The following is a 25,896-nucleotide window of genomic DNA, read 5'->3' on the forward strand; positions in this document are numbered from 1 at the left end:
CGAGCGGGCTGCGCTCGTCCCGGACCACCTGGGTGGGCGTGACCGGCGCCGGATGCACCGGATCCGCCTCGACGCCCTCGACGCCCGCCATATCGTGATGCGGCAGCTCGCCGGTGCGGTAGAACGACCAGGCGACCTGCAGGAAGCGGAAGCACATCAGGCCGGAGCCGATCGGAATGGTGAGATACACCACCCACATCGGCGCCTCGAGGTCGTTGGACTGTTGGCCGCTGTGCCACATGTGGCTGACGAAGGCGGCTCCGAAATAGCCCACGATGGCGGTGAACAGCGCGCCGCACAGCAGGCCGAAGGTGATGATGCGGCGGCGCGAGCCGCCCGGCAGGATGTTGACCAGCACGTCGACGCCGACATGGATGCCGGTCCGCACGCCGTAGGCGGCGCCGAACTTCGCCATCCAGATGAACATGTAGATGCAGAGCTCCTGCGCCCATGACAAATCGAGGGCGGCAAGCCAGGCGAACGTCGCGCGCGCGGGCACGGCGAGGACAGTGAGGTTGCGGGCTTCCGCCCATTTGGCGAGGTCGATCGACAGCCCGGCGCCGTAACGGTGCACCACCGCGACGAAGATGAGCGACGTCGCAGCCGCGATCATCGTCGCGATCAGCCATTCCTCGAGATGATCGAGAAAGCGATTCAGCACACGCAGCAACTTGGTCCCCCCGGATTGGATCATTCAAGCGCAACGGCCGGGAGCGCAATTGCCCCCGACCGTTGGTACTGTTGTTATTGGGCCGCAGCCGTCGGTAACAACGAGAGCTAAGCGCTGCCAAGCTAACGTGATGACCGCCGGATGCGCAAGCCGGCATCCGCGCGAGTCCAAGGCAACGCGTGCTATGCCGCATTGCGGCAGCGCCATCAGCCTTTCCGTTGCGCGACCATGAAGAGGCGCCGGAACGGGAACAGCGTCTGCCCCGCCGCATTCTTCGGATAGGCCCTTGCGACGCGCATCCCGTAGGCGGCTTCGAACGCGGCCTTCTCCTCGCCTTGGAGCACGTCGAGATAGCGCGTCAGCCAGGTGCCCTTGGTCCATTCCTTCACGGGATTGTCGCCTTCGAGCACTTGCAGATATTCGGTCTCCCAGATGTCGATGTTGGCCGACATCGGCGCGAGCAGATCGTGATAGAAGGCCGGCCCTTCCACCGGCGGCCGGATGACGAGATGCTCCACCTTGGAGCGCCATGGGCCGTCGAGCGCAGTCTCGCCGATCAGCACATGCGAAGGCGCGAGGAAATTGCGCGGCATCTGCACCGCGAGCATGCCCCCGGGCGTCACCTTCTCCATCAGCGACGGAAACAGTGCCGCATGATTGGGCAGCCAATGCAGTGCGGCATTGGAATAGATCAAGTCGTACTGCCCAGCGGGACTCCAATGGCCGAGATCCTCATGCGACCATTCCACGTCAGGGGCGGCCTTGCGTCCTGCGGCGACCATCTCCGCCGAGCCCTCGACCCCGATCACGCGTGCCTCCGGCCAGCGCTCCCTGATCAATTTGGTGACGTTGCCGGCGCCGGCGCCGAGATCGGCGATCGCACGCGGGGCAAAATCCGGAATCCGCATCAACAGGTCGACGGCGGGCCGGAGCCGGTGGCCGGAGAACTTCAGATATTGCTGCGGATCCCAGACCATCCTTCGACGCCTTTGTTCTTCGTATTTCCCTCGCCAAGGCTCTTGTCCTTCGGCAAGCCTCTTGGTTACCACTGCTCGTCCCGGTCGGGCAATTCGCAAGCCCGCGGGACAGAGCGGCAAACGAACAACAAAAAGCAGGCAGGACCAAGGGAGCGTTGCGACCATGGACCTCGGGCTCAAATCGAAAACCGCTGTCATCACCGGCGCGAGCATCGGCATCGGCCGCGCCATCGCCAGGGGCCTCGCCGCCGAAGGCGTGCGCGTCATCGGCGTGGCGCGCCGCACCGATCTCCTCGCCGAGCTGGTGAAGGAATTGCTACAAGGCAAGTGCATTCCCTCTCCCGCTTGTGAGAGAGGGCTGGGGAATGTTTCCGCAATGGGATAGCCCCGAGAGGAGAAAGCCCTGACTCGCGCCGGAGGCTGTCGTCGGGCGCGCCGTCGGCGCGAGCCGGTGGCGTGACCTCTCCCGCATCCGCCTTCGCCAAGGCTTCGGCGGACAAGAGCGGGAGAGGTTGCACCGAGCCCGTGGCAATCGATTCAACCTAAAGCCATTCCGCTCTAACTGCGCATCCGACGGCCTCATTGTCGCCGGACCTCACGGTTTGACGTAGCTCCAGCCCTGTTCCTGCAGCTCCATGACGCGGACGACACCCGATTTGACCACCGTCGCCTGCGGAATCAGATTGATGTCCTTGTTCTCCGCCTTCCGCATATTTTCCTGGGTGTTGCCGCAGGCTTTGAAGGAGATTTCGGGATTGCTCATCGCGAGCACCTCGATGCGTGGCTTTACCGGCGAGGTATCATCGCGCAGCATATGAAGACCGGGACCAAAGGTGACAATCTCGATTGAGACTGGTTCACCGAGATCGCGGTAATATTGCGCGACATTGGTGGCATTGTTGAGCGTGAGGTTCATCATCGCAGGTTCGTTGGAATTGACCTGCAATATCAGCTGGTGCGGCTTTTTGACGATCTCGGGTTTTGTCGCCTGAGCCATCGCCGCCCGTGTCGCAGCGGTTTGCTTGCTCGTGTGAGTCTGCCCCGGCTTGCTCACGTGCATCCGTCTAGTCGGTTGCTTCGGATCGCGTGCTTGATTCTTCTCGCTCATCTGCGGGATCAACTGGTTGTCCTGTTGCGCCTGCGCGCTTGGTTCGACCAGAAGCACCATCGCCAGGCCGCCGATGATTGCTATCGTCAACTTCGGATTGATCATCTCGTGTCTCCCGTTCCTTGACCATCACCTTCCCGGTCTGGCGACGCTATGTGGCCATTTGCATGCAGCCGCCATTCTCTTGCGCACGTTCTCGAATCCGCTGAGCAGGAACTGTCCGTCTTGCACCTGACCAGTGCGGGCGAAAAGGCGCACGACGATGTGACCCTCGTCGGGTAGCGCGTTCAGCAACTTTACGACGTCGCCCCCGAAAGCGACGCCGGAGCCGAATGACGGCGACGCCGCCGCGAGTTGCATCGGCGTGTCCGCATTCAGCCGAAAGGAGATGACGTATTCGTTGGCGCTCCGTGACAGCGCCGGTCCGGCGACCGTGACTTCCGTTCGGCCTTTGCGGCAGTGGATTGCGAGTTGCATCGTGGCTCCATCCGAGCCGCCAACCGAAAAGGTGGTGGCGGTGACGACGGGTGAATAGTCGACCGGCGAGGTGGTCTCGCTGATCAGCCAGCCGCCATCTGACGCCCGCCGCCCGGGCGGCGGAATCTTACGTGACAGTTCTTGCAGGCATTCCAGCCGGCCCCGCCCTTCCATCGCCGAACAAGCCCGAAGTGATTCGACGGCATCGCCCGTGTCTTGCGCGTAAGCGATTCCGCAGGCTACGTTCAAGGCGACGGCGAACGGAGGAACGGCACTCTTCATGGCCTCGCCTGTACGCTGCGTGCCTTGCGATCCAGCCATTCCTGCGCAGCCGGGAAGCGGGTGAGCCCGGGGACGGACGCCGCGAGATTGATGGACTGCCATTTCGGATCGAAGCCTGGTGCCTGCAGGCGGTCAATCCGCGAGAACAGGTACTCGACGAGGCGCGCCACGCGTTGATAGCGGTTTGAGCGTGGCGGCCAGTTGAATGCAACGAGAGCCGTCGGCACGGCAAGAGTCGCAACCCGCTCACCCTGTTTGATCAGATTGGGATACTCGTTGGCGTTCAAGGTCGCCGGCAGATAATAGTCCTCGAACTTCCTGTCGTAATGGACCGGCAGGAACTTGAATCCAGCTTCCCAGCGGCCTCGCACGAAGGCGTCCACGGGCTTCGACGTGATGAACACGACGGCCGACATCTCCCCCTTGCGCATCTGTTCCAGGGCAAGCTGATGCGGAATGAACGTCTTGTCGACGTCGACGCCGAGGCGGCTGAAGATCAGCGGACCGGAATAGGCGGCTGCGGTGCCCTGAGTATTGAAGTTCACCTTCTTGCCGGCAAGGTCCTGCAGGCTCGTGATCTCCGGCCGCACGAAGATGTGCAACTCGGACGGAAACAGATTGAGCAGATAAGTGATGCGGCTTTGGATCTGCGGAACCTGAAGCTTGTACTCCTCGAGCGCGTCGGAATTGATGATCGCGGTATCGACACCACGCAGATAGAGCAGCGCATTCAGATTGTCGGTGGCGCCCCGGGTGACGATCGGCAGGAGATGCAGCTCTGCTCCGTCGTCGACGACACGGGCCATTTCTGCCGCGAGGCGGATCGGCGCGCCCTCGAGCAGGCCGCCGGCGAGCCCGACGGTCCAGGCGTTCATCCGGCCCTTTTCGCTCTCCTGAGGGAGCGGCCGTCGGAGCATTTGTGCATCGGCCTTGGCGGATCTTGCGGTTTGTGCTTCCAGGCAAGTCGTTTGAAGCAGCACGGCAATCGGCACCAGCGCGGCGAGCACGAGCGACGAGAGCGACCTTGGCAGCTTGTTCATGTCGTTCCTTTCCGGATTGCCCACCGTCACCACTCTTCCCGGCATGAATGCAAAGCCCACTCTCAGTGATGCAATGCATCCAGTCGTTCCTTGGCTCCGCGAATGCCGCTCCTCTGTGCCTTCGCGTAGAGCTCGCGCGCCTTGGCCGCCTCGCCGCGCGTTCCATAGGCACCCCAAGCCGACAGAACCGCCGGATCATATGTCTCCGCGAGCATGAAGGTCGCCTGCGCACTGTTCTTCTCAGCCGCAAGCTCGAGCACAATCCGCGCTGCACCGATATTGCCCTGATCGAGCAACGCTCTGGCACGCGGGATCAATCGGGCCTCCACCTCGTCCTGGCCTGGATTCGTCGGCGGCTCCGTTGCGGTCACGTTCTGCGCCGTCGACAAGGTCGGGCCGCCGTTTCTTTGCGCCGCCGGGGCGTGCTGATCGATAAGGCGCGATACCGAGGCGATCTCGCTCTCCCTGGCTTCAGTCCTGCTCCGCTCCCGCTCCAGCGACTGTCGCAGTTCGGCGATCTCCCGGTTCGCTGCCTGTCTCTGCTGCGAGGCTGCATCGTTCGCCTCGCGCAGATGCCCGTTCAGCGATTCGATGACGCCGCGCGTTTGCGCAAGCTTGCTCTCCAGCGCGGCAGCATGAGCCTGGGCCTCTTCGAGGGCACGGCGTTGTTGCTCGGCGTTCGCCGTTGCCGACCGCGCGGCGTCCTCTTGTTGCGCGAGGGCTGCGTTCCTTTCGCGCTCCTGCTGCAAGGACTGCCGCAATTCCGCGATCTCCCCGCCCACCGCCTCGCTTTGCTCCGCCGTCGCACCGTCGGCCGTAGCCGATCCGCCAGTCATGCCGGCAAGCTCGCTCGCGAGGGCGGCGGCGCGTGACTGCGCCTCGTAGCGTTCTTGCTCAGCGCTTGCCGCTATCGCCTGCGCGGCGCTCACTCGCTTCGCCAGGACGGCGCTCTTTTCCCGCTCCTGCTGCAGGGACTGCCGCAGTTCAGCGATCGCCCACGCCGCCGCATCCCTCTGCTGTGCGGCCACCTCGTCCGCTTCGCGCGCCTGCGCGATACGAGCCTCTACTTCGCGGCGGGTTCCGGCAAGTTCGTCCGCGAAGGCGGCGCTGCGGGCTCGCTCAATTTGAAGAGACTGCCGCAGCTCCTCCGTGGCAGTTTCCGCTGCATGCGTGCGCTGGACCGCCTCTTCGAGCTCCCTGCGCGCGCCGGCCAGTTCACCGGAGAGCGCGTCACTGCGCCCGTCGGCGTCGAGCCGTGGTGGCGGGCCCGCCGCGCTTGCGGAGACCGCCTGAATCGGGGCCTCGGACATTTCGCTCTGAAGGAGTGCTGGCGATCCGGTCGCGAAGTCAGGCCGCTGGTCGAGGCCGGCGGCGCTCCCGCCGTCGATTCGAGTTGTTTCGGCAGTCGGTTGTGCGTTGAACGGGTCGAAAGCACCGAGCAGGGTCACCCCAGCGAAGATAAGGGCGACCAGAACGACAGCTGCAATGAGCGAACTACCCGTCTCCTCCGGATCGATATCCTCGGTCTCACCCCACCAATGGGTCCGTGAAGAGCGGAGCGCTGAGCCGTCCTTTGCGCCCCATCTGCCCGTCTCGGGCGACCCGTGACCGAGCTCCTCCGCCGCATCTTCTATTCGGGTGCTTTCTCGGTCCCTGGGTGCAGTATCGATTGATTGGCGCATGCATCACGCCTCTCTCAAGAGCAACTCCAATGGAGCGATCGCCCAGCCTGTTCGCATGGTTTCGGCACCCGATCAGAACACGCGTAGATAATGTGTTGCGGCGCGGCGACACGCCCAAATTAAATATAGCAATTAACTCAAATACATATAATCTTGACCATATTCAAAAGTCAAATTAAATATGCTCGTCGGATGCCGTTAAACACCTCATACATCGCATGGAATATAGGGCTGGCGCCCCGAATCTGCGTATCTGACCATGTTCTCGTCGCGTCTAGGCATGGAGGAATGACCATGCGCATTGCATTGCCGTATTTGGGAATTGGCGTCTGTTTGTCTGTTGCCAGCTGGTTGGTGCTCGGGCTTGTGCTCTAGCAGCGGTTTTCCGTAAGAACTCGGAATCGAACTGGGGTGGTCGCGCAAAATCACCGATCCAACGGCGCTTTGATCTTTGGCATGTTCCGATCGCGGTCGGCGACGTCCCTGCCGCGCGTGTCAATCAAATTTCATGAACCTTTGCTATGGTCATCAACACTCATAGGTTTAAGTCCATTCTGTTTCTTGGCCCAGCTGTTCATTTCCTGACAGTCATAGTTTAGGGCGCGTCATGAGTACTCGTGGTCAGTGCGACCGTATTGCGATTCTGCGTCAACGTGTTTTGTCGCTCAGCTCTCAACTGACGGAGCTTCAGAACCTTCGTACCCGCCTGGAAAAGGCTGAGGAACGACGAATGCGCAAACGTTCAAAAGTCACTGGTACCTTGGCGATGCGGCGCCGATCTTGGCAGTAGGCGAGTCGACAGCCCAAGCCCGCGTCGGGAGCGCCTCAAATTTTGGGGCCGTAACTCCCAGATGCGGGCCTTCACTTGGGCCCATGCCCGATACACACTCAGGCGTGTCCTTCGGTTGTTCTCGTGCCACCACAGCTGGCTTGAAATCGCCGAAAACGGCCTGGCTTGACCGCATGGGTGCGTGCGCTCGTGGTGTTTTTCGCCTCGCGGGCGCAGTACAATCATGGGCACGGTGATCCCCGTGGATCGGGACTGCGGCGGTATCAGTTCGAGGAAGTCATGCGATGCGTTCGGCATTGAAGAGCGTGAGTGTTGCGATCGGTCTCTTGATGCTCCTCGCCGCAGTTCACTTGACCTCCGCCGCGTTCGGCGAGGACAAGCAGAGCGCCGGCAGTCGAGATGAGACTGCCGCCTTCGATCCCATCCCGTTTGGAGGCAGAACGGATTTCCAGGTCTCAGCCCTCGCCGAGGTCCCACGGCAGGTGGCGCGCGCAGCACAACGCGAAAACTGCGACGTCGAAAAGGGCATGAAAGAGATTCCGCTTCGCTTCTTGGTCGAGAGAGAGCGCCGTTTCGTCCTCGTATATTGTCAGTGGATCGTGGGAAGTCATCTCGTCTTCGACCTTAAGGACGCGCGCCATCCGAAGCTCGTCGCGTTTCCATTCTTCGCACAGAACACCGGGTTCGGCACCACGCCGCGGCCGGGCCTCATCACCTGGCGAAAGGAGGCCGGCGTGTTCGAGGCCCTAACCGGAACAGACATGTGTCCGAGTTCTCGCCTTCGTCACGTCTACCGCCTGGGAACGACCGAAGGCTATACCAGTGGCACCAGCAGCTTCGTGCTCGTCCGCGTGGATGTCACGGCGCGCGGCTGTGGGGGTAACCAGCCGTGGTCGACGGTGTGGCAAGCACCGAACTGGCCGGAGTCGATGATCGTGCGGTGAGGACGAACGTGAGGGATGGCCAGGTTATCGCACATGACTTGGCCGGTGCGCACGCCTCGTCCTTCGAGACGGCGCTTACGCGCCTCCTCAGGATGAGGCTAATCGGCGTCAGTGTCTTCCGAGACTGCAGCCACACACTCCCTGCTCAGGAGCCCGCCTGAGCGGGCGTCGCGAAGGATGACCACAGGAAAAGGCTATCGGCCCCTCGGTGGATGGCGGGTTGCGGTATCAGGTCCAGGAGCGATGGCTCTCGTCCCAAGGATTGCTGCGCCGCGGAATAGTCGAGGTTACGGCAACGTTGATTTGCGTCAAGCGAGTGGTCGAGTCGTTGCGAGATCGTCGCGCGCTATCGGCGAGCCGACACGTGACTGCAGATATCCGTGTTGATCGTCTGTTGACCGGCGATCGCTTCGCATGGCGACCGGCCTTTGGAGTGCGCGCGGTGAACGTTTGGACGCGTTGGGTGCCCGGGATCGATACGCTTCGGTCCTACGAAGCGGCCTGGCTTCGGCATGATGTCTTCGCAGGTCTCGTGCTGGCGACCATGCTTGTCCCGGTCGGAATTGCCTATGCCGTGGCGTCCGGTCTGCCGGGCATCCACGGCCTCTACGCGACCATCGTCCCGCTTCTGGCCTACGCGATGTTCGGTCCGAGCCGCATCATCGTGCTCGGACCGGACTCGGCGCTGGCAGCTGTCATCCTCGGCGTCATCGTCCCCCTGTCCGGCGGCGATCCGGTCCGCGCCGCAATGCTTGCCGCCATGATGGCGCTCGTTTCGGGAACGGTGCTCATTGTGGCCGGCATCGCACGGTTAGGGTTCGTGACGGAGCTACTGTCCAAGCCGATACGGTACGGCTACATGAACGGGATCGCGCTGACCGTTTTGATCAGCCAGTTGCCAAAGCTGCTCGGCTTCTCGATCGAAAGCGAAGGACCGCTGAGAGACCTATGGGCGATCGCCGGTTGGATCGGTGATGGCAAGATCAATTGGGCCGCATTCGCAGTCGGACTTGGTACGTTGATCGTCATCCTGCTGCTCAAGGACAGCAAGCGACTGCCGGGAATCCTGATTGCCGTCGTCGCAGCGACCCTTGTCGTCTCACTCCTTGATCTGGGAACTGGTTATGGTGTGAAAGTCTTGGGGCCACTTCCACAAGGTCTGCCGGCCTTCTCCATTCCCAGGATAGGCTATGGCGATCTGATCCCCGTGCTGGCCGGCGGCTGCGCCATCGCTCTGGTCTCGTTCGCCGATACCAGCGTGTTGTCGCGAACCTATGCTGCTCGTCTGGGCGACAAGGTCGATCCGAACCAGGAGATGGTGGGCCTCGGCGCGGCCAATTTGGCGACCGGCTTTTTCCAGGGCTTCCCGATCAGCAGCAGTTCCTCGCGCACGCCCGTTGCCGAAGCCGCCGGCGCCCGCACCCAGCTCACATGTGTCGTCGGCGCGTTTGCGATCGCGTTCCTTCTGTTGGCTGCGCCAAACCTGTTGCAGCACCTGCCGAATGCCGCATTGGCCGCCGTGGTGATCGCAGCCGCAATCGGCCTGATCGAGATCAGTGATCTCAAACGAATCTACCGGATCCAGCGCTGGGAATTCTGGTTGACCGTGCTGTGCTTCGTGGGCGTAGCCGTGCTCGGCGCAATTCCCGGAATCGGCCTCGCCATCGCGGTCGCCATTGCCGAGTTTCTGTGGGACGGCTGGCGTCCGCACTCCGCAATTCTCGGGCGGGCGCAGGGCGTCAAGGGCTATCACGACATCACGAGATATCCCGATGCCCGCCTGATACCCGGACTGGTGCTGTTCCGCTGGGACGCGCCGCTGTTCTTCGCCAATGCCGAGTTCTTCAAGGAACGTATTCTGGCCGCGGTCGAGCAATCGCCGACACCCGTGCGCTGGCTGGTCGTCGCCGCCGAACCGGTCACGAGCGTCGACGTCACCGCCTGCGACACAATTGCCGAACTGGACGAGGCGCTCCACGTCAGGAGCATCGAACTTTGCTTTGCCGAGCTGAAGGATCCCGTGAAGGACAAGCTGAAGCGGTTCGGGTTGTATGCGCAGGTCGGCGAAGCCCAGTTCTTTCCGACCATCGGCTCGGCCGTCTCGAGCTACCTCCACATCAACAATGTCGAATGGGAGGACTGGGAGGATCAGGTCGAGGTCGGTCGTCACGTCGGGTCTTGACGAGCCGGCCAGCGCGACAACCAGCGCAGGGCCGCACCTGCGGCCATTTTCGGCGAGCATGGCGGCCAACCGCCAGACCGCCGCCGGCAATAAGCGAGTCATTGCTGAACCGCGGGCGCGCACTTCGTGCCCGGCTTCGGGGAACATGGGCCCAATCCAATCGTTGCCTCCGCTCCACTGGAGGAAAGTTCATGCCCAAGAAATCGCTCGCCGAAATCTCAAAGGAAATGGCCGGCATCGACATCGCCATTCTCTCGACGCACACCGAGAACGGCGAGATTGCCAACCGTCCGATGAGCAACAACGGCGACGTCGCCTACGACGGCACCTCGTACTACTTCACCTACGAACAGGCGCGAACGGTGTCGGACATCCAACGAAATCCCAAGGTAGCGCTCGGATTCTCATCGGAGGCGGGCCTATTCTCGAAGGGAATCTACCTCGCGGTCGAAGGGACTGCCGAGCTGATCCGCGACAAGGCCGCCTTCCAACAGCATTGGACCAGCGACCTCGACAAGTGGTTCGAAAACGGAATCGATACGCCGGGCATCGTCCTGATCAAGGTCAAAGCCAAGCGCATCACTTATTGGACGGGCCGCGAAGAGGGTGAGGTCGTGATCTGACTGACGCGGTGATCGTCCGCCGATTCCTCGATTGGTTCTTCAGGAGCCGCGAAACCGGTGCCATCACCATCGCGCAATGGCCCAACCTCATTCTATGGATCGTGATCGTCGCGGGCCTTCTTTGGATCTGGCCTTCCGCGGGAAGAGCCAGCGTCGCCCTGACAATCGTCTTTAAAAGCGGACTAGTGATTTGGGGCGCCGATGAGATTATCCGCGGCGTGAATCCCTGGCGGCGCTGCCTCGGCGCTGCGGTCGTCGTCTACGAGCTCAGCACGTTTGTGCCGTAAGGTGGGTTCGACGAAGCACGCCTAACCTTCGCGGTTTGCTGCTCCCTGCGCATCGCGCCGCCATGCACCCGGGCTGACGCCGACGATCGCTGCCTGGAGCCGGCATTTTCTCGTACGACAATAGCCTACCGGAGCGAGATCGAAGGGCACCGAACTTCACCCCTGCCCCGCCGGCGGGACCACGTAGAGCGTCAGCGCGAACACCGCATAGATGAAGATCAGCAGGGCGCCGACGAACCAGGCCGAGCGCCCGCTGGCCGTGATGAAGGCCGACGTCACCGTCGCGATCATCATCATGGTGACGGCGCCCGGCCAGAACTGCAGGTCCATCGGCTTCGGCCCCACGACATAGCTGAGCAGCACCAAAGCGGGTGCGACGAACAGCGCGATCTGCGAGGCACTGCCAAGCGCGATGCTGACGGCCATGTCGAGCCGGTCCTTGCGTGCCGCGGCGAAGGCCACCGCGAATTCCGCGGCGGCGCCGACCAGCGAGACGACGATGAAGCCGACGAAGGCCGGGCTCATTCCGAAGGTTTCCGCCGCCTTCTGCACCGATTCCACGAAGATCTCGCTGACCAGCGCGACCAGCACGGTGACGACCAGCAGCGTGCCGACGGCCGTTCCGATCGGCCAGTGCGCCTCCTTGTCGTCGTCGCCGTGACCGGCGCTTGCGAACAATTCCTTGTGCGTTCGAAGCGAGAACAACAGGCCGAGCCCGTAAGCTGCGATGAGCAGGACCGAAATGCCGAGGCTGAGCTTGTTGAGGATGCCCCCGCCCTGCGGCAGGTGGTCGAGATCGGCGACCGCCGAAGGCGCAAGCAGCGCGACGGTCGCCATCAGCAACAGGCCGGACGAGAGCCGCGCACCGGCGCGGTTATATTCCTGCACATGATAGCGCAGGCCGCCCAGCAACAGGCAGGCGCCCAGCATGAACACCGCGTTGGTGACGATCGCGCCCGCAATCGAGGCCTTCACCAGCATGTACTGGCCGGCGCGCAGCGCCGTGATGGCGATGATCAGCTCGGTCAGATTGCCGAGCGTTGCATTGAGCAACCCGCCCACGGCATCGCCAGTCTTGGCGGCGACCGCCTCGGTGGCGTGGCTGAGCAGCGCCGCCAGCGGAACGATGGCCAGCACCGCGAGCACGAATAGCAGCGTATGGGAATGTGGCGCCACCGCCTCTGCCACCAGCACGATGGGCACGAAGGCCAGCATCCAGAGCAAAGGGGTATTCCGGATTTCCCTGAGCAGAATCTGCATGTAGCCGCCCTTCCATCGATGCGCTGATGGAAAGGTCGGGCGGCCGCGCAGGTCGAGTGTTGATCTGTCTCAACGCCGGCGTGGTGGAGAAGGCGCGCGCAGGACGCGCATGCGGCCTGCTCCCGGCCGATCGCCGGCACGCTGGCATCCTGCCAGTGTTTTGCCCGACGAGTCAACTTGATTGCGGCTGCGACCGCCGTTTTCGACACGGCAGGAAAATGCCTTGTCGATCAAAGGGCCTCCTACTGTGCATGGGGTTGTTTTTCGACTCTTTTCATTTGGCCCTGCGCTCGCAGCGCAGCCGCATCGCCTGACCTTCGCGCATACACAGCATGCAAGCTTGCGCCTGTGGAAGCCGGCGCCTCCGTAGTACATGCCGAACGTCCCCCATGGCTACGCCGCCGGAGCAGCGCGCCAACAAAAATGACGATCACGTTACCTGCCGCCGCGCGCGAGCCCGACCATCCCACCGCCGACGGTCTTCCGTCGACGCAGCGGCGCTGGGCGGTTGCCGCGATCTTCACTGCGCTCGCGATGGCCTCGCTCGACACTGCCATTGCCAACATCGCCCTGCCGGCCATCGCCGCCGACCTGCACGTCACGCCGGAGCAGTCGGTCTGGGTCGTCAACGTCTACCAGATCGCGCTGGTGGCGACGCTCTTGCCGCTCGGGGCGCTCGGCGAGATCGTCGGGCACCAGCGCATCTATCTCGGCGGACTGATCCTGTTCACCATTGCCTCGCTGTTCTGCGCGGTGGCATGGTCGCTCGACAGCTTGTTGCTGGCGCGCACGCTGCAAGGGCTGGGCGCGAGCGGCATCATGAGCGTCAACACGGCGCTGGTGCGCTTCGTCTATCCCGGCCGCATGCTCGGCCGCGGCTTCGGTCACAACGCACTCGTGGTCGCGACCGCCTTCACCTTCGGGCCCTCGATCGCCTCCGCCATCCTCGCCTTCGGCCCGTGGCCGTGGCTGTTCGCCGTCAACATCCCGTTCGGCCTCATCGCGATCGGCATTGGCTTTTCCATGCTGCCGAAGACTCCGCGCGCCGATCACGGCTTCGACTTGCTCGGCGCGATCCTGGCCACCGCCTGCCTCGGCCTGTTCATCACCGGCATCGGCAGCGCCGCGCACAATCTGTCGCCATTCGTGGTCGGCATCGAGCTGGTCACCGCCCTCGTGCTCGGCGTGATCCTGACCCGCCGCCACGCCGATCATCCCGCGCCGATGCTGCCGATCGACCTGTTCGCCAGGCCTATGTTCGCCCTGTCGGCGGCGACGGCGGTGTGCGCCTTCGCCGTCCAGGGCCTCGCCTTCGTCTCGCTGCCGTTCTATTTCGAGGATGTGCTCGGCCGCTCGCAGGTCGAGACCGGCTTCTTCATGACGCCCTGGCCGCTGGTGGTCGGCATCATGGCGCCGATCGCAGGCCGCCTCTCCGACCGCCATGCCGTCGGGCTGCTCGGCGGCATCGGCCTCGTCCTGCTGGGTCTCGGCATGGCGCTGCTCGCAACACTGCCGCCCAATCCCGCCATTGCCGACATCATCTGGCGGATGGTGATCTGCGGCATGGGCTTCGGCTTCTTCCAGGCGCCGAACATGAAGGCGGTGATGGCAAGCGCGCCGCCGCACCGCAGCGGCAGCGCCTCCGGCATCGTCGCGACCGCGCGCCTAATTGGGCAGACCACTGGCGCGGCGCTCGCCGCCGCCTGCTTCGCACTCGCTGGCCACGAGGGCGCGACGCTGGCGCTGGCGCTCGGCGCGGGCTTTGCCGCGCTCGGCAGCGTGATGAGCTTCCTGCGGCTCGCGGTGAAGTAAGGCCTCAGGCCGCCGTCACGCCGACAGCCACAGGAGAGACGGCCTCGTTGTCCAGCGCGGCCAGGCGCTGGTCGATCGCCGCGATGACCTTGCGCGAGTACGGTCCGAGATGCGCATAGGCCGCGATCATCTGCACGGCGATGCGCGCCGATGACGTGTCGCGCTTGGCGCAGTTCATGAAGGTCTGCCAGAGCGGCCCCCGCGCCTCAGGAAGCGCGGACACCACCTTGTGCACGGTCTCCATGGCTCCGAGCTTGGAGCGGATATCGCCTTCGGCAAGCTCGGAACGCTGCCTCGACCGGTCGAGCAGCGTCATCAGGCGGTCGACACGTGCTGCATAGGCCGCGGGGCTGTAGATGTGTTCCAGCACCCGCTTGTAGTCCGTCAGAATGTCGCGCAACGGGCGGACCGGATCGAAATTGATGCCCGCCGTGCACTGATCGGCGCCAATCGTCGGCGCCACGTCGTGCCCGGAATGCAGCCGGCCTTCGCGCTCCAGCCGGCGCGTGAGCTGCGTGTTGGGCAAGGCATAGAGCAGGCCGACCATGGCGACGGGGATTGCCGCCTCCTCGATGAAGTCGATCATCGCCTCCGCCATCGAGACCTTCTCGTTGTCGAAGCCAACGATGAAGCCCGCGGTGACGAGCATGCCGGCGGCGTAGATCTTGTGGATGCTCTCGGCGATGTTGCGCCGCGTGTTCTGCTTCTTGCGCATCGCGACCAGCGTCGCCGGGTCCGGACTTTCGATGCCGACGAAGATGCCGAAGAAATTGGCCGCACCCATCAGCTCCAACAGCTCCGGGTCGTCGGCGAGATTGACCGAGGCTTCCGTGGAGAATTCGAACGGATAGCCGTGCGTGCGCTGCCATTCGGCGAGCTTCGGCAGGAACTGCCGTAGCGACTTCTTGTTGCCGATGAAATTGTCGTCGACGAAGTCGAGATGGCCGCGATAGCCCATCTTGTAGAGCGTCTCGAGCTCGACGAACATCTGCTCGATCGTCTTGGTCCGCGGCACGCGCCCGTAGAGCTCGATGATGTCGCAGAATTCGCAGGTGAACGGACAGCCGCGCGAATATTGCACACCGAGATAGAGATAGTCCTCGAACTTGAGCAGGTCGAAACGCGGCACCGGCGTCTTGGTGACGTCAGCCTGGAACTTCGGTGCGGTGAAGAGGCCGGATCGCGCGCCGCTCTCCCAGGCCGCGATGAATTCGTTCATGACGCTCTCGGCCTCGCCGAGCACCCGGAAATCGGCCCGTTCATAGATATGAGGGCTCGAGGTGGGGTCGGGTCCGCCGACCACGACCGGCTTGCCGGCAGCGCGGCAGAGCTCGATCAGACGCAACGTGTCGGCCTGCTGGGGCAACATTCCGCCGGTGAAGACGACGTCGGCCCAGGCGAGATCCTCCTCCCCGAACGGCGCGGTGTTGCAATCGATCAGCCGGACGGTCCAGCTCTCGGGCAACATCGCGGCGACGGTGATCAGGCCCAGGGGCGCGGCCGGGCGCTTGACGCCCAGCACTTTGCAGGATTCGCCGAAGGTCCAGAAGGACTCTGCCGAGAACAGCGGGTAGAGCATCAGTACGTTGCAGGGACTCGGCACGTTCATGGAACTCCTTTTGCGTCGGCGCAGTGTACCAAAGCGCCCGCGTCTTGCACCCCGGCAATAGGGACAAACTGTCGCCGCAGCGCAAGCCGCGCGGGGCCCTGGAACCGGCATTCACAGCCGGACGTCGCCTCAAGCCGCGGATTGGCGCCCTCGGAACAAGGCCTCAAGTCCGAATCGATTGCGAAGGGATGAGCCAAAACGGCGTCCCGGTCCATACCCCAGAGCGAGGGCCATGCGCCCTGGCCGCGCTCGGTTTGTTGATTTGAACCTCGGACTATTGATTTGAACCGTTCCAGTTTGCCGCACACATTGCGCCCCTGAGTTCAATCGGTGGATTGGGCCAATCAGGGGACTTGCGATGGCAAACCTAACAATCAACGGAAAACCCTTCACGCTCGACGTCGAGCCGGATACGCCGCTGCTTTGGGCAATCCGCGAGAATGCCGGCCTGACCGGCACCAAATACGGTTGCGGCATTGCACAATGCGGTGCCTGCACGGTTCACCTCGATGGCGTTGCGATGCGCTCCTGCGGCATCTCGGTCAGCGAGGCCGAGGGCAAGCAGATCACCACCATCGAGGGGCTCGCCTCGGGCAATACGCTGCACAAGGTGCAGGAGGCCTGGATCGCCCAGGACGTGCCGCAATGCGGCTATTGCCAGAGCGGCATGATCATGGCGGTGGCCGCGCTCTTGAACGAGAAGCCGAAGCCGACCGACGCCGACATCGACGAGGCCATCACGAATATCTGCCGCTGCGGCACCTTCCAGCAGGTGCGCGAGGCGATCCACACGATCGCGAGCGCGTAAGGAAATCCCCACATGAACAAGCATATATCGCCGCGGCTCAACCGCCGCGCCTTCGTCATCGGCACCGCTGCGGTCGGTGCCGGCCTTGCCATCGGCCTCGACCTGCCCTTCGGCGGCCCCGCCGTGGTCCGCGCCGCCGACGGCTCGCCGGAGATCGGCGCCTGGGTCGTGGTCAGGCCCGACGACACCGTGGTGATCCGCATCGCCCGCTCGGAGATGGGCCAGGGCTCGCTGACCGGCCTCGCCCAGCTCGTTGCCGAGGAGCTCGAATGCGACTGGACCAAGGTCACGACCGAATATCCGACGCCCGGCCAGAGCGTCGCGCGCAAGCGCGTCTGGGGCGATTTCTCGACTGGCGGCAGCCGCGGCATCCGCTCCTCGCAGGACTATGTCCGCAAGGGCGGCGCCACCGCGCGCGTGATGCTGATCCAGGCCGCAGCCGACGCCTGGAAGGTGCCGGCCTCCGAATGCAGGGCCCAGAACAGCGTCATCACCCATACGCCCTCGGGCCGGACCACGACCTATGGCAAGGTCGCCGAAGCTGCGGCGAAGCTGACGCCGCCGGCGGACGTCAAGCTGAAGGATCCGAAGGACTGGAAGCTGATCGGCAAGGGCGTCAATCGGCTCGACACGGTCGACAAGACCACCGGCGCGATGATCTACGGCGTCGACGTCAAGCTGCCGGGCATGCTGAACGCTGCGATCAAGGACTGCCCGGTGTTCGGCGGCAAGCTGAAGAGCTTTGACGAAGCCAAGATCGCCAACTTGAAAGGCGTCAAGAAGGTGGTCAAGGTGGGCGATACCGCGGTCGCGGTCGTTGCTGACACCTGGTGGCACGCCAAGACCGCGCTGGAGGCGCTGCCGATCGTGTGGGACGAAGGCGACAACGCAAAAGTCTCCAGCGAGTCGATTGCGAAATGGCTGGCCGAGGGCCTCGACAATGCGCAGCCCGCCTATGTCGGCAACAAGAACGGCGACGCGAAGGCCGCGATTGCCGGCGCCGCCAAGAAGATCGAGGCCGTCTATTCCTATCCGTACCAGAACCACGCCACGATGGAGCCGATGAACGCCACCGCACTCTACACGGCCGACAGATGCGAGGTCTGGTGCGGCACGCAGAACGGCGAGGCGGCGTTTGCAGCGGTGCTGGAAGCGTCCGGCCTGCCGCCGGAGAAGTGCGACGTGCACAAGGTGATGTTAGGCGGCGGCTTCGGCCGGCGCGGCCAGACCGACTATGTCCGCCAGGCGGTTATGATCGCCAAGCAGATGCCGGGCACGCCGATCAAGCTGCTGTGGTCGCGCGAAGAGGACATGGCGCACGGCAGGTATCACCCGATCACCCAGTGCAAGATGACCGGCGCGTTCGATGCCAACAACAACCTGATCGCGCTGCACTACCGCCTGTCCGGGCAATCGATCCTGTTCTCGCTCCGCCCCGAAGCGTTGCAGAACGGCATGGATCCCGCGGCATTCCAGGGCGTCGCCCAATCCGGCGAAGCCGCATTCGGCTATTCGGTGCCGAACCTTCTGGTCGAGCATGCGATGCGCAACCCGCACGTCCCACCCGGCTTCTGGCGCGGCGTCAACGTCAACCACAACGCGATCTACATGGAATGCTTCATGGACGAGCTCGCCCATGCCGCAGGCCAGGACCCGCTCGAATTCCGTCGCAAGCTGATGGGCAACCACCCCAAGCACCTCGCGGTGCTCAATGCGGTTGCCGAGAAGATCGGCTGGACCACGCCGGCGCCGCAAGGCGTCTATCGCGGCATCGCCCAGGTGATGGGCTATGGCAGCTATGTCGCCGGCGCCGCCGAGATCTCGGTGACCGACGCCAACAAGATCAAGGTGCATCGCATCGTCGCCTCCACCGATCCCGGCTACGTCGTCAATCCGGCGCAGGTGGAGCGACAGGTCGCCGGCTCCTTCGTCTATGGCCTCTCCGCGCTGTTCTACGGCGGCTGCACGGTGAAGGACGGCAAGATCGAGCAGACCAACTTCGACACCTACAACTCGATGCGCATCAACGAGATGCCGAAGGTGGAGGCGGTGATGGTGCCGAGCGGCGGGTTCTGGGGTGGCGTCGGCGAGCCGACCATCGGCATCGCGGCGCCGGCGGTGCTGAACGCGTATTTCGCCGCGACCGGCAAGCGCATCCGCCATGTGCCGCTGCGCGACCAGAACATCACCTTCGCGTAAAGCATGATCCGGAGAAGTGTGGAGCGGTTGTCCGAAAAGATCATGCTCAAAGGACAAATCGCGGCGGCCGTATCGGCCGCCGCAGCATTTTCCGGACAGGTCTCATGAATGCGCCGGTGACGCGGCGGAATGCCGTCCTCGGCATCGCCGTCGCAGCCACATCGCTCGCCGCCCCTTCGATCCTGCGCGCACAATCGGCGGGCCGCGTCGTCGTGGTCGGCGGCGGCTTTGGCGGCGCCGCTTGCGCCCGCGCGCTCAAGCGCGCCGATGCTAAATTGCAGGTCACCCTGATTGAGCCGAACAAGACTTACATCTCCTGTCCCTTCAGCAACGAGGTGATCGCGGGCCTGCGCGAGATCGAGGCGCAGCAGTTCGCCTATGACAAGCTTGCCGCCGGGGGCATCAGCATCGTCACACAGGCTGCGACGAACATCGACACGCAAACACGTCGTGTGACGACGGGCGATGGCACCACGTTCGGCTATGACCGCCTCGTGCTCTCGCCCGGCATCGACTTCCATTTCGAAGCCCTGCCCGGCTACGACGACGCCGCATCGGAGACGATGCCGCACGGCTGGAAGGCCGGCGCGCAAACGCTTTTGCTGCGCCGGCAATTGGAAGCGATGGCGGACGGCGGCACGATCGCCATTGCAATCCCGGCCAATCCTTCCCGGTGCCCGCCTGCACCTTACGAGCGCGCCAGCCTGATCGCGCATTACCTGAGGTCGAGCAAGCCGCGCTCGAAGGTGCTGGTCCTCGACGCCAAGGACAATTTCTCGCAGCAGCGGCTGTTCGAGAAGGCGTGGAAGGAGCTCTATGGCGACATGATCGAGCGCGTCGCACTGTCGCAAGGCGGCCGCGTCACCTCGGTCGATCCGACGATGCGAACCATCGTCACGGAGTTCGGCAACTACACCCCTGACGTCGCCAACGTCATCCCGCCGCAGCGCGCGGGGCGCATCGCCGCCATCGCGGGCGCTGCGGACGCGACGGGCTGGTGCCCGATCGATCCCGTCACGTTCGAGTCCAAGCTCGTTCCGAACGTCCACGTCGTCGGCGACGCCTGCCTCGGCGGCGGCATTCCCAAATCAGCATCCGCTGCGAGCGCGCAAGGCAGGGCCTGTGCTGGCGCGATCGTGAATCTCTTTGCTGGCCGCGCGCCGGAGACGCCACGCCTGACAGGCGTCTGCTACAACGTCGTCGCGCCCGGTTACGGCTTTTCGCTGGCCGGCAATTACGAGCCCAGGGGCGACATCTTCGCCGAGGTCGAGGGCGGCGCCACCAGCCCGGTCGACGCGCCGCGCGAATTGCGCGCCCGCGAGGCGGACGAGGCCGAGCGCTGGTTTGAAACCATCACGGCGGACACCTTTGGCTAGAGCACCGATCCATATCGCAGCGCTGATCTCTGCCAGCCTCGCCTGCAGCGCGAGCGCGGACGAGCTCGTGCCCTACACAATCGTCGGCGACGGCATTCCCGCCTCGCTCACCGGCTCGACCAGCGATGCCACGCGTGGGCGCGCGCTGGTGCTCGCACGCACGACGACCTGTATGCTCTGCCATTCCGGCCCATTTCCGGAAACGCGGTTCCAGGGCGACCTCGCGCCTGATCTTGCCGGTGCCGGGAACCGGTGGTCCGCGAGCCAGTTGCGGCTTCGACTGGTTGATGCCTCGCGCTTCAATCCGGACACCATCATGCCGTCCTATTATCGCAACGACGGCCTCGTCCGCGTCGGACGCAACTTCGCCGGCAAGCCGATCCTGTCGGCTGCGGAGATCGAGGACATCGTGGCTTTTCTTGCAACGCTTCGGGACTAGGTTTCATGCCAACCACGCGACGACAATTCTTGAACCTCGCCGGAGGCGTGACAGTCGCCGGCACGGTCCCGATCGTGACGCTGCGGCCGCTTCAAGCGACGCCCGCGATGCTCAACGCTGCGATCCGTAACCTCGTCGGCGAAGCCCAGCTTCGCAACGGCAGGATCAGGCTCGACATTCCGCCGCTGGTCGAGAACGGCAATACGGTGCCGATGACGGTCAGCGTTGCAAGCCCGATGACGGCGGACGATTACGTCAAGAGCATCCACGTCTTCAACGAGAAGAACCCGCAGCCGAACATCGGCAATTTCTATCTTGGTCCTTCCTCCGGCCGCGCCCAGGTCTCGACCCGGATCCGGCTCGCCGATACCCAAAAGGTGGTCGCGATCGCGCGCCTGTCCGACGACACGTTCTGGCAGGTTGCCGCCGATGTCGTCGTGACGCTGGCGGCCTGCACCGAGGAGATGAACTGATGGCCGCCCTCATCAACGTTCCCTCGAAAGCCAAACGCGGCGAGATCATCGAGATCCGCACGCTGACCTCGCACATCATGGAAACAGGATTCCGCCATACCGCGGACGGCAAGCTCGTGCCGCGCGACATCATCACGAGCTTCATCTGCCGCTACAACGGCGCCGAAATCTTTCGTGCCGACCTGTTTCCGGCGATCGCGGCGAACCCATATTTGTCGTTCTTCACGGTGGCCAAGGAGAGCGGCAAGTTCGAGTTCGAGTGGATTGGCGACAACGGCTATTCGTCCACCGCATCCGCATCGATCAGGGTCGAATGATCGCTTGGCGCGCGATAGCGGCGGCGGCGATATTCCTCGTCACGGGCCCAGCCCTGCTCGCCGCAGAGATCCCGCCCGATGCGCGCCGCTCCGGCTATGCCTTCATGGGCCCGGACACCCGGGCGATGCAGGACGACGACACCGCCAATCCCGGCATGCTGTTCGTGCTCGACGGCGAGCAGCTGTGGAAGAAGAAGACCGGCAGCGCCGACAGGGCATGCGCCGATTGTCATGGCGATGCGCGCACCAGCATGAAGGGCGTCGCGGCGCGTTATCCTGCCTTCGACAAGGCCCTCGGCCGTCCCGTCACGCTCGACCAGCGCATCAATCTCTGCCGAGCCAATCATCAGCAGGCGACGCCGCTACCTTACGAGACCCGCGACCTGCTCGCATTGTCCGCCTTCGTCGCCCACCAGTCGCGTGGCAATCCGATCACGGCCGGCGACGATCCGCAACTCAAGCCGTTTGTCGACCAGGGCCGCGACCTCTTCATGCAGCGCGAAGGCCAGCTCAACCTTGCCTGCACCAACTGCCATGACGACAATTTCGACAAGCGCCTCGCGGGCGCTCCGATCACGCAAGGACAGCCGACCGGCTATCCGCTGTATCGACTGGAATGGCAGACGCTGGGCTCGCTGGAGCGACGGCTGCGCAGCTGCATGAGCGGTGTCCGCGCCCAGGCCTATGATTACGGCTCGCCCGAGCTGGTCGCGCTCGAGCTCTATCTGATGTCGCGCGCGCGCGGCCTGCCGATGGAAACGCCGGCGGTGCGGCCCTGAAACAGCAACGGCCGGACCATCCGCCCGGCCGTTCCGCAACAATGAAGCCGGGCCTACTCCGCCGGTGCGGCCGACATCTCCGGATGCGCGGCATAGTGTTCGCTGGCGCCGAGCTTGCTGGCCGCGAACAGGCCGGCGGCCATCACGGCGTAGGCCAGCGCGACCGCGGGGGTCACGCCAAAGCCGCCGCCGATGCCGACGGCCTCGCCATGCATGAAGCCGAAATAGGTCAGGATCGCCCCGACCAGCGCAAAGGCGGAGGCCTTCTCGAAATCGCGCTCGATGATGAAGACACCGATAGCGCCGAGGATGAGGCCGCCGAGGATGGAGCCGCCGCCCATGACTTCGAGGCCGTGATAGAACACGCCCTGCTGCGGCAGCGCCGCCACCGCTGCGGTCTTGACCGCGTCGGCCTTGTCGGCCGCCATCCCGCCGACGGTTGCTGCCGCAGTCATGGTCGAGGCCAGCATCGTATCGATCTGGAGCTTGGCCCAGGCGGCAAGGTGCGGGGTCAGTGCCAGCACGATCGCAGGCGCGTGCTTGACCGGCGTGGTCTGGAACGCCTGCGCGCCGATCAGCATGCCGATGTAGAGCAGGATCGGAGAGATCGCGACCACGGGCACCAGCGCCAGCAGCACCGAGATGATGCCGAACCAGGACAGCACCACCACCATGATGCCGGTCGCAGCCGAATAGCCGATTCGGCCGCCCATCGCCTTCCAGCCGGGATGGCCGATATAGACCGCGTTGATGAAAGGATTGCCCATCAGGCAGCCGATCAGGCTGACGACGCCGTCGGCGGTGAGCACGCGCGTGGTCGGATAGTCGTCGCCGGCCGCTTCCGCGCTCTCGACATTGTCCATGGCCTCGACGAGGTCGTAGATGCCGAACGGAATGGCCGTGACCAGGATGATGCCGAGGAATTCGAAGCCGGAGAAGACGTAGCCAAACGCCGGGATCGGCACCGAGAAGCCGAAATTGGCGAAGGCCGCACCGACGCCCGCGATGCTCAGGCCGCCGAGGCCGAGCCCGAACAGGTTCGAGCCCCAGGCGATGATCATGCCGGCCGCGATTGCGACGAGGCCCGCGGGAATGCCGCGCCAATACTTCACGCCGCCGAACCAGCTCACCAGGATGATGGCGAAGCAGACGAGACCGATCTGCGGCGTCATGTACATCTCTAACGCCGGCCGCATCGAGATGAAGGTGACGGAGACGCCCGCGAGCGTGCCGAGCAGCGCCGCGCGGGGTGTGATCTTGCGGATGAACGGCGCGATGAAGCCGCCGATCATCAGGATGAAACTCTGGAAGAACACCCAGACCAGGCCGGCCGACCAGCCCTTGAGCGGATCGCCGGTCTTGAGCGTGATCGGCAGCATGATCACGAAGGTGACGATGAACATGTGCGGCACGCTGACGCCCGACGGCAGCGCGCAGACGTCGTTGCGGCCGGTCTTCTGGGCCAGGCGATAGGCGAGATAGGCGTAATAGAAGGTGGAGAGACACATCATCAGCCCGAGCGCGGGCAGGATGCGGCCGAACACGAGGCTGTCGGGCATCTTCAGCACGAAGCGCAACAGGCCCGTGAGCACCAACATGTTGACGAGGATGTTGGTGCCGAAGCCGAACAACGCGTTCCAATCGCCCGACGTCCATAGCGCCGGCTTGAAGTCGGACTTGTTCAGATCAGAACTGCCGGCCGCCCCCTTCAATGTGCTCATGATAATACCCCTATGTGGTCGAAACCGTCATTGCCTCCAGAACTGCGGCTGAATCCGCGACCCAGCCGAAGATGCCGCCCTGGGCCTTGATCATCTTCAGGCCCATCTCGTGAAACTCGGGGAAGTAGGACGCGCAGCCGTCGGCGATGACGACGCAGCGATAGCCGCGGTCGTTGGCCTCGCGCACCGTGGTGTTGACGCACACTTCGGTGGTGACGCCGCACACCAGCAAATTCTCGATGCCGTATTTCTCCAGGACCTCGCCGAGCTCGGTCGCGTAGAACGCCCCCTTGCCGGGCTTGTCGATCACGATTTCGCTGTCGAGCGGATAGAGCTCGGGAATGATGTCGTGGCCGGCCTCGCCGCGAATGAGGATGCGGCCCATCGGACCGGGATCGCCGATGCGAAGGCTCGGCGCGCCGCGCTCGACCTTGGCCGGCGGCGCGTCGGAGAGATCGGGCAGATGCCCCTCGCGCGTGTGAATGACCAGCATGCCGGTGTCGCGCGCGGCCGTCAGCACCGCGCCGATCGGCTTCACCGCGCGCGCGAGCTGGCTGACGTCGTTGCCCAGCGTCTCGCCGAAACCGCCGGGCTCCATGAAGTCGCGCTGCATGTCGATGATGAGGAGTGCGGTGGCGGGCCAGTCGAGCGTGATCGGCTCAGGCTCGGCGCTGACGACGCCCCTTGTCGGCTTGGCTGAGTTCAACATGACGGCCCCGCGAGAACTCTCCTGAGCGGGAGTTCTGCAAGCGCCGTGCCATTGTGTACAATTGCGGTTGAGCGCGGGTAGCGAGGAATTTGTCGTCTGGTCAGAAGGTTACGCCGGCGATCGGCGTCTGCTCATTCCCTGTGCGATGGCTTCGCGCCGTGCATCTGCTTAAAGGATGAGCGGCCTCCGCTCGTCATTCCGGGGCGACGCGAAGCGTCGAGCCCGGAATCCATCGGGCGTCAGTGCGCGAGGTGAGATGGATTCTCTGATGCGCAATTGCGCATCATAACTCGCGCTGCGCGCGCCCCGGAATGACGGGAGTGGGACTACCGCCCTGCCCCATACAACTGCCGATGCTCTTCCTCATACGGGGCGTAGGACTCCTTCAGCGTCGCCATGTTCAGCATCATGGCCGCCACCATCGTGCCCGCCTTGTCGAACACGCGCGTCTTGACCCAGGCGCTTTCGGTGCGGCGGCTGCCGGACAGCGCGACCACTTCGCGCTCGACCTCGTATTCCTCGCCCTCGAAAAGTGGACCCTTCAGCAGGCGGATCTCCTGGTCGGCGAACAGGCCGACGGCCGGGCCCTTGGCCGGCAGCGGATCGTCCTTGGAGCGGTACTGGAACAGCACGCTCAGCATCTCCATCGGGATGATGGGCTTGCCCCACGGATTATCCGCGCCCGAATAGTACGGCGAGCTTTCGGTGATGACGGCGAGCTTCTGCCTCAGCGAGAACGGATAGAGGTCGCCCATGTTCTGGTCGAACGCCATGCGCACCGACTGCCGCTTGCTGGTCTGCGCCACCTTCACATCGCGCAAGATCACGGGATCAGTGAGCGGCTTGAGCTCGCCAAGGCGCGCCTCGAGCGCCGTTGCAACCGGCAAATCGCCGACTGATGCCGTGCCGCGCAGCACCTCAGTGCCGTCGCGCTTGACCATCTGGATCTGGCACTGGCGGGTGCCGGGCAATGGCTTCGCCAGGATCGCCTGCACCTCTTCGCCCTCATAGCAGACGCTGCGGTAATGTGCTGAAAGGCAGCCTATCTCGAACCAAGCCTGCCCCCACAGCCGCTCGCCGAGCGGAGCGAACTGGCTGAAATGCGTCGGGCCCTCGATCGTGCCGCCCTTGAAGCCGAGCTTCTGCGCGGTGGCGTCGTCATGGATCGAGGCGTGCGCGTCATAGGTCTGCGCCTGCAGCATCTGGCGTGGCTGACGCCACGGCCCGATCAGGGCCTCGGCCGTCTCCGTGATCTCGGTGTCGAATGCGTTTGCAGTCATGGCGCTCTCCGCGTGCAAGCCATGACTAGCAGGAGCGCCACGGATGCGGCCA

At 64.1% G+C, this 25,896-nt stretch carries 22 protein-coding genes and 2 pseudogenes; 13 read left to right on the forward strand and 11 right to left on the reverse strand.

Annotated elements, in window-relative coordinates:
• Positions 1–133 precede the first annotated feature (133 nt).
• Positions 134–694, reverse strand: a pseudogene (locus XF30_RS39970) (TRAP transporter small permease); the annotation flags it as partial.
• Positions 695–876: 182 nt separating this feature from the next.
• Positions 877–1,647: a methyltransferase domain-containing protein gene (locus XF30_RS29015; RefSeq protein ID WP_109144571.1), complete on the reverse strand. Its 771-nt coding sequence runs from the start codon at positions 1,645–1,647 to the stop codon at positions 877–879.
• Positions 1,648–1,810: 163 nt separating this feature from the next.
• Here XF30_RS29015 and XF30_RS29020 point away from each other — a divergent pair.
• A pseudogene (locus XF30_RS29020) lies at positions 1,811–1,984 on the forward strand (SDR family NAD(P)-dependent oxidoreductase); the annotation flags it as partial.
• 258 nt (positions 1,985–2,242) lie between these two features.
• Here XF30_RS29020 and XF30_RS29025 read toward each other — a convergent pair.
• From XF30_RS29025 to XF30_RS29040, 4 genes are all read right to left on the reverse strand, one after another.
• Entirely contained in the window at positions 2,243–2,860 is a 618-nt protein-coding gene (locus XF30_RS29025) for a DsrE family protein (protein WP_081494513.1), read from the reverse strand.
• A gap of 24 nt (positions 2,861–2,884) precedes the next feature.
• Positions 2,885–3,514 (reverse strand): hypothetical protein, encoded by a 630-nt coding sequence (locus XF30_RS29030; RefSeq protein ID WP_074447514.1) that lies wholly within the window; start codon positions 3,512–3,514, stop codon positions 2,885–2,887.
• Entirely contained in the window at positions 3,511–4,554 is a 1,044-nt protein-coding gene (locus XF30_RS29035) for a TAXI family TRAP transporter solute-binding subunit (RefSeq protein WP_109145887.1), read from the reverse strand. The genes XF30_RS29030 and XF30_RS29035 overlap by 4 nt, the downstream gene beginning before the upstream one ends.
• Positions 4,555–4,616: 62 nt before the next feature.
• Positions 4,617–6,236, reverse strand: coding sequence for a coiled-coil domain-containing protein (locus XF30_RS29040; protein ID WP_109144572.1), 1,620 nt, complete (start codon positions 6,234–6,236; stop codon positions 4,617–4,619).
• 1,074 nt (positions 6,237–7,310) lie between these two features.
• Between XF30_RS29040 and XF30_RS29045 the strand changes: the two genes are divergently transcribed.
• From XF30_RS29045 to XF30_RS29060, 4 genes are all read left to right on the forward strand, one after another.
• Positions 7,311–7,970 carry a hypothetical protein gene (locus tag XF30_RS29045; protein WP_109144573.1) on the forward strand — a complete coding sequence of 220 codons (660 nt, stop codon included), beginning with the start codon at positions 7,311–7,313 and terminating at the stop codon, positions 7,968–7,970.
• A 442-nt stretch (positions 7,971–8,412) separates the two neighbouring features.
• Complete coding sequence (locus XF30_RS29050; RefSeq protein ID WP_109145888.1) at positions 8,413–10,152, forward strand: SulP family inorganic anion transporter; 1,740 nt, start codon at positions 8,413–8,415, stop codon at positions 10,150–10,152.
• A gap of 191 nt (positions 10,153–10,343) precedes the next feature.
• Positions 10,344–10,775, forward strand: coding sequence for a pyridoxamine 5'-phosphate oxidase family protein (locus XF30_RS29055; RefSeq protein WP_109144574.1), 432 nt, complete (start codon positions 10,344–10,346; stop codon positions 10,773–10,775).
• Positions 10,776–10,783: 8 nt separating this feature from the next.
• Positions 10,784–11,062 carry a hypothetical protein gene (locus XF30_RS29060; RefSeq protein WP_502696143.1) on the forward strand — a complete coding sequence of 93 codons (279 nt, stop codon included), beginning with the start codon at positions 10,784–10,786 and terminating at the stop codon, positions 11,060–11,062.
• A gap of 156 nt (positions 11,063–11,218) precedes the next feature.
• Here the strand turns inward: XF30_RS29060 and cax are convergent, their stop codons facing one another.
• On the reverse strand, positions 11,219–12,322 hold the full coding sequence (gene cax / locus XF30_RS29065; RefSeq protein ID WP_109144575.1) for a calcium/proton exchanger: 1,104 nt from the start codon (positions 12,320–12,322) through the stop codon (positions 11,219–11,221).
• Between the two features lie 423 nt (positions 12,323–12,745).
• On the opposite strand from cax, the gene XF30_RS29070 reads away from it, so the two are divergent.
• Positions 12,746–14,134, forward strand: a complete 1,389-nt coding sequence (locus XF30_RS29070) for an MFS transporter (protein WP_109144576.1) — start codon at positions 12,746–12,748, stop codon at positions 14,132–14,134.
• Positions 14,135–14,138: 4 nt separating this feature from the next.
• Here XF30_RS29070 and XF30_RS29075 read toward each other — a convergent pair whose 3' ends face one another.
• The gene (locus XF30_RS29075; RefSeq protein WP_036004332.1) at positions 14,139–15,743 is read right to left on the reverse strand and encodes a B12-binding domain-containing radical SAM protein; all 1,605 of its coding nucleotides are present in this window, start codon (positions 15,741–15,743) and stop codon (positions 14,139–14,141) included.
• A gap of 358 nt (positions 15,744–16,101) precedes the next feature.
• On the opposite strand from XF30_RS29075, the gene XF30_RS29080 reads away from it, so the two are divergent.
• From XF30_RS29080 to soxA, 7 genes are all read left to right on the forward strand, one after another.
• The gene (locus tag XF30_RS29080; protein WP_036004329.1) at positions 16,102–16,551 is read left to right on the forward strand and encodes a (2Fe-2S)-binding protein; all 450 of its coding nucleotides are present in this window, start codon (positions 16,102–16,104) and stop codon (positions 16,549–16,551) included.
• A gap of 12 nt (positions 16,552–16,563) precedes the next feature.
• Positions 16,564–18,750 (forward strand): xanthine dehydrogenase family protein molybdopterin-binding subunit, encoded by a 2,187-nt coding sequence (locus XF30_RS29085; RefSeq protein WP_109144577.1) that lies wholly within the window; start codon positions 16,564–16,566, stop codon positions 18,748–18,750.
• A gap of 104 nt (positions 18,751–18,854) precedes the next feature.
• Positions 18,855–20,126 carry an NAD(P)/FAD-dependent oxidoreductase gene (locus XF30_RS29090; RefSeq protein WP_109144578.1) on the forward strand — a complete coding sequence of 424 codons (1,272 nt, stop codon included), beginning with the start codon at positions 18,855–18,857 and terminating at the stop codon, positions 20,124–20,126.
• The gene (soxX, locus tag XF30_RS29095; RefSeq protein ID WP_036025993.1) at positions 20,119–20,565 is read left to right on the forward strand and encodes a sulfur oxidation c-type cytochrome SoxX; all 447 of its coding nucleotides are present in this window, start codon (positions 20,119–20,121) and stop codon (positions 20,563–20,565) included. The genes XF30_RS29090 and soxX overlap by 8 nt, the downstream gene beginning before the upstream one ends.
• A gap of 5 nt (positions 20,566–20,570) precedes the next feature.
• A complete protein-coding gene (locus XF30_RS29100) occupies positions 20,571–21,038 on the forward strand; it encodes a SoxY-related AACIE arm protein (protein WP_109144579.1) in 468 nt (155 codons plus the stop codon).
• Entirely contained in the window at positions 21,038–21,355 is a 318-nt protein-coding gene (gene soxZ / locus XF30_RS29105) for a thiosulfate oxidation carrier complex protein SoxZ (RefSeq protein ID WP_036004317.1), read from the forward strand. The genes XF30_RS29100 and soxZ overlap by 1 nt, the downstream gene beginning before the upstream one ends.
• On the forward strand, positions 21,352–22,134 hold the full coding sequence (gene soxA, locus XF30_RS29110; RefSeq protein WP_036004313.1) for a sulfur oxidation c-type cytochrome SoxA: 783 nt from the start codon (positions 21,352–21,354) through the stop codon (positions 22,132–22,134). The genes soxZ and soxA overlap by 4 nt, the downstream gene beginning before the upstream one ends.
• Before the next feature lie 53 nt (positions 22,135–22,187).
• Here the strand turns inward: soxA and XF30_RS29115 are convergent, their stop codons facing one another.
• The 3 genes from XF30_RS29115 to XF30_RS29125 form a co-directional block, all read right to left on the reverse strand.
• On the reverse strand, positions 22,188–23,855 hold the full coding sequence (locus tag XF30_RS29115; protein WP_036004309.1) for a hypothetical protein: 1,668 nt from the start codon (positions 23,853–23,855) through the stop codon (positions 22,188–22,190).
• Between the two features lie 10 nt (positions 23,856–23,865).
• Positions 23,866–24,564, reverse strand: a complete 699-nt coding sequence (locus XF30_RS29120; protein ID WP_109144580.1) for a cysteine hydrolase family protein — start codon at positions 24,562–24,564, stop codon at positions 23,866–23,868.
• Between the two features lie 326 nt (positions 24,565–24,890).
• Positions 24,891–25,844, reverse strand: coding sequence for a hypothetical protein (locus tag XF30_RS29125; protein ID WP_109144581.1), 954 nt, complete (start codon positions 25,842–25,844; stop codon positions 24,891–24,893).
• Between the last annotated feature and the right edge of the window lie 52 nt (positions 25,845–25,896).

The organism is Bradyrhizobium sp. SUTN9-2 (genome assembly GCF_003122645.1).
Classification (GTDB): domain Bacteria; phylum Pseudomonadota; class Alphaproteobacteria; order Rhizobiales; family Xanthobacteraceae; genus Bradyrhizobium; species Bradyrhizobium yuanmingense.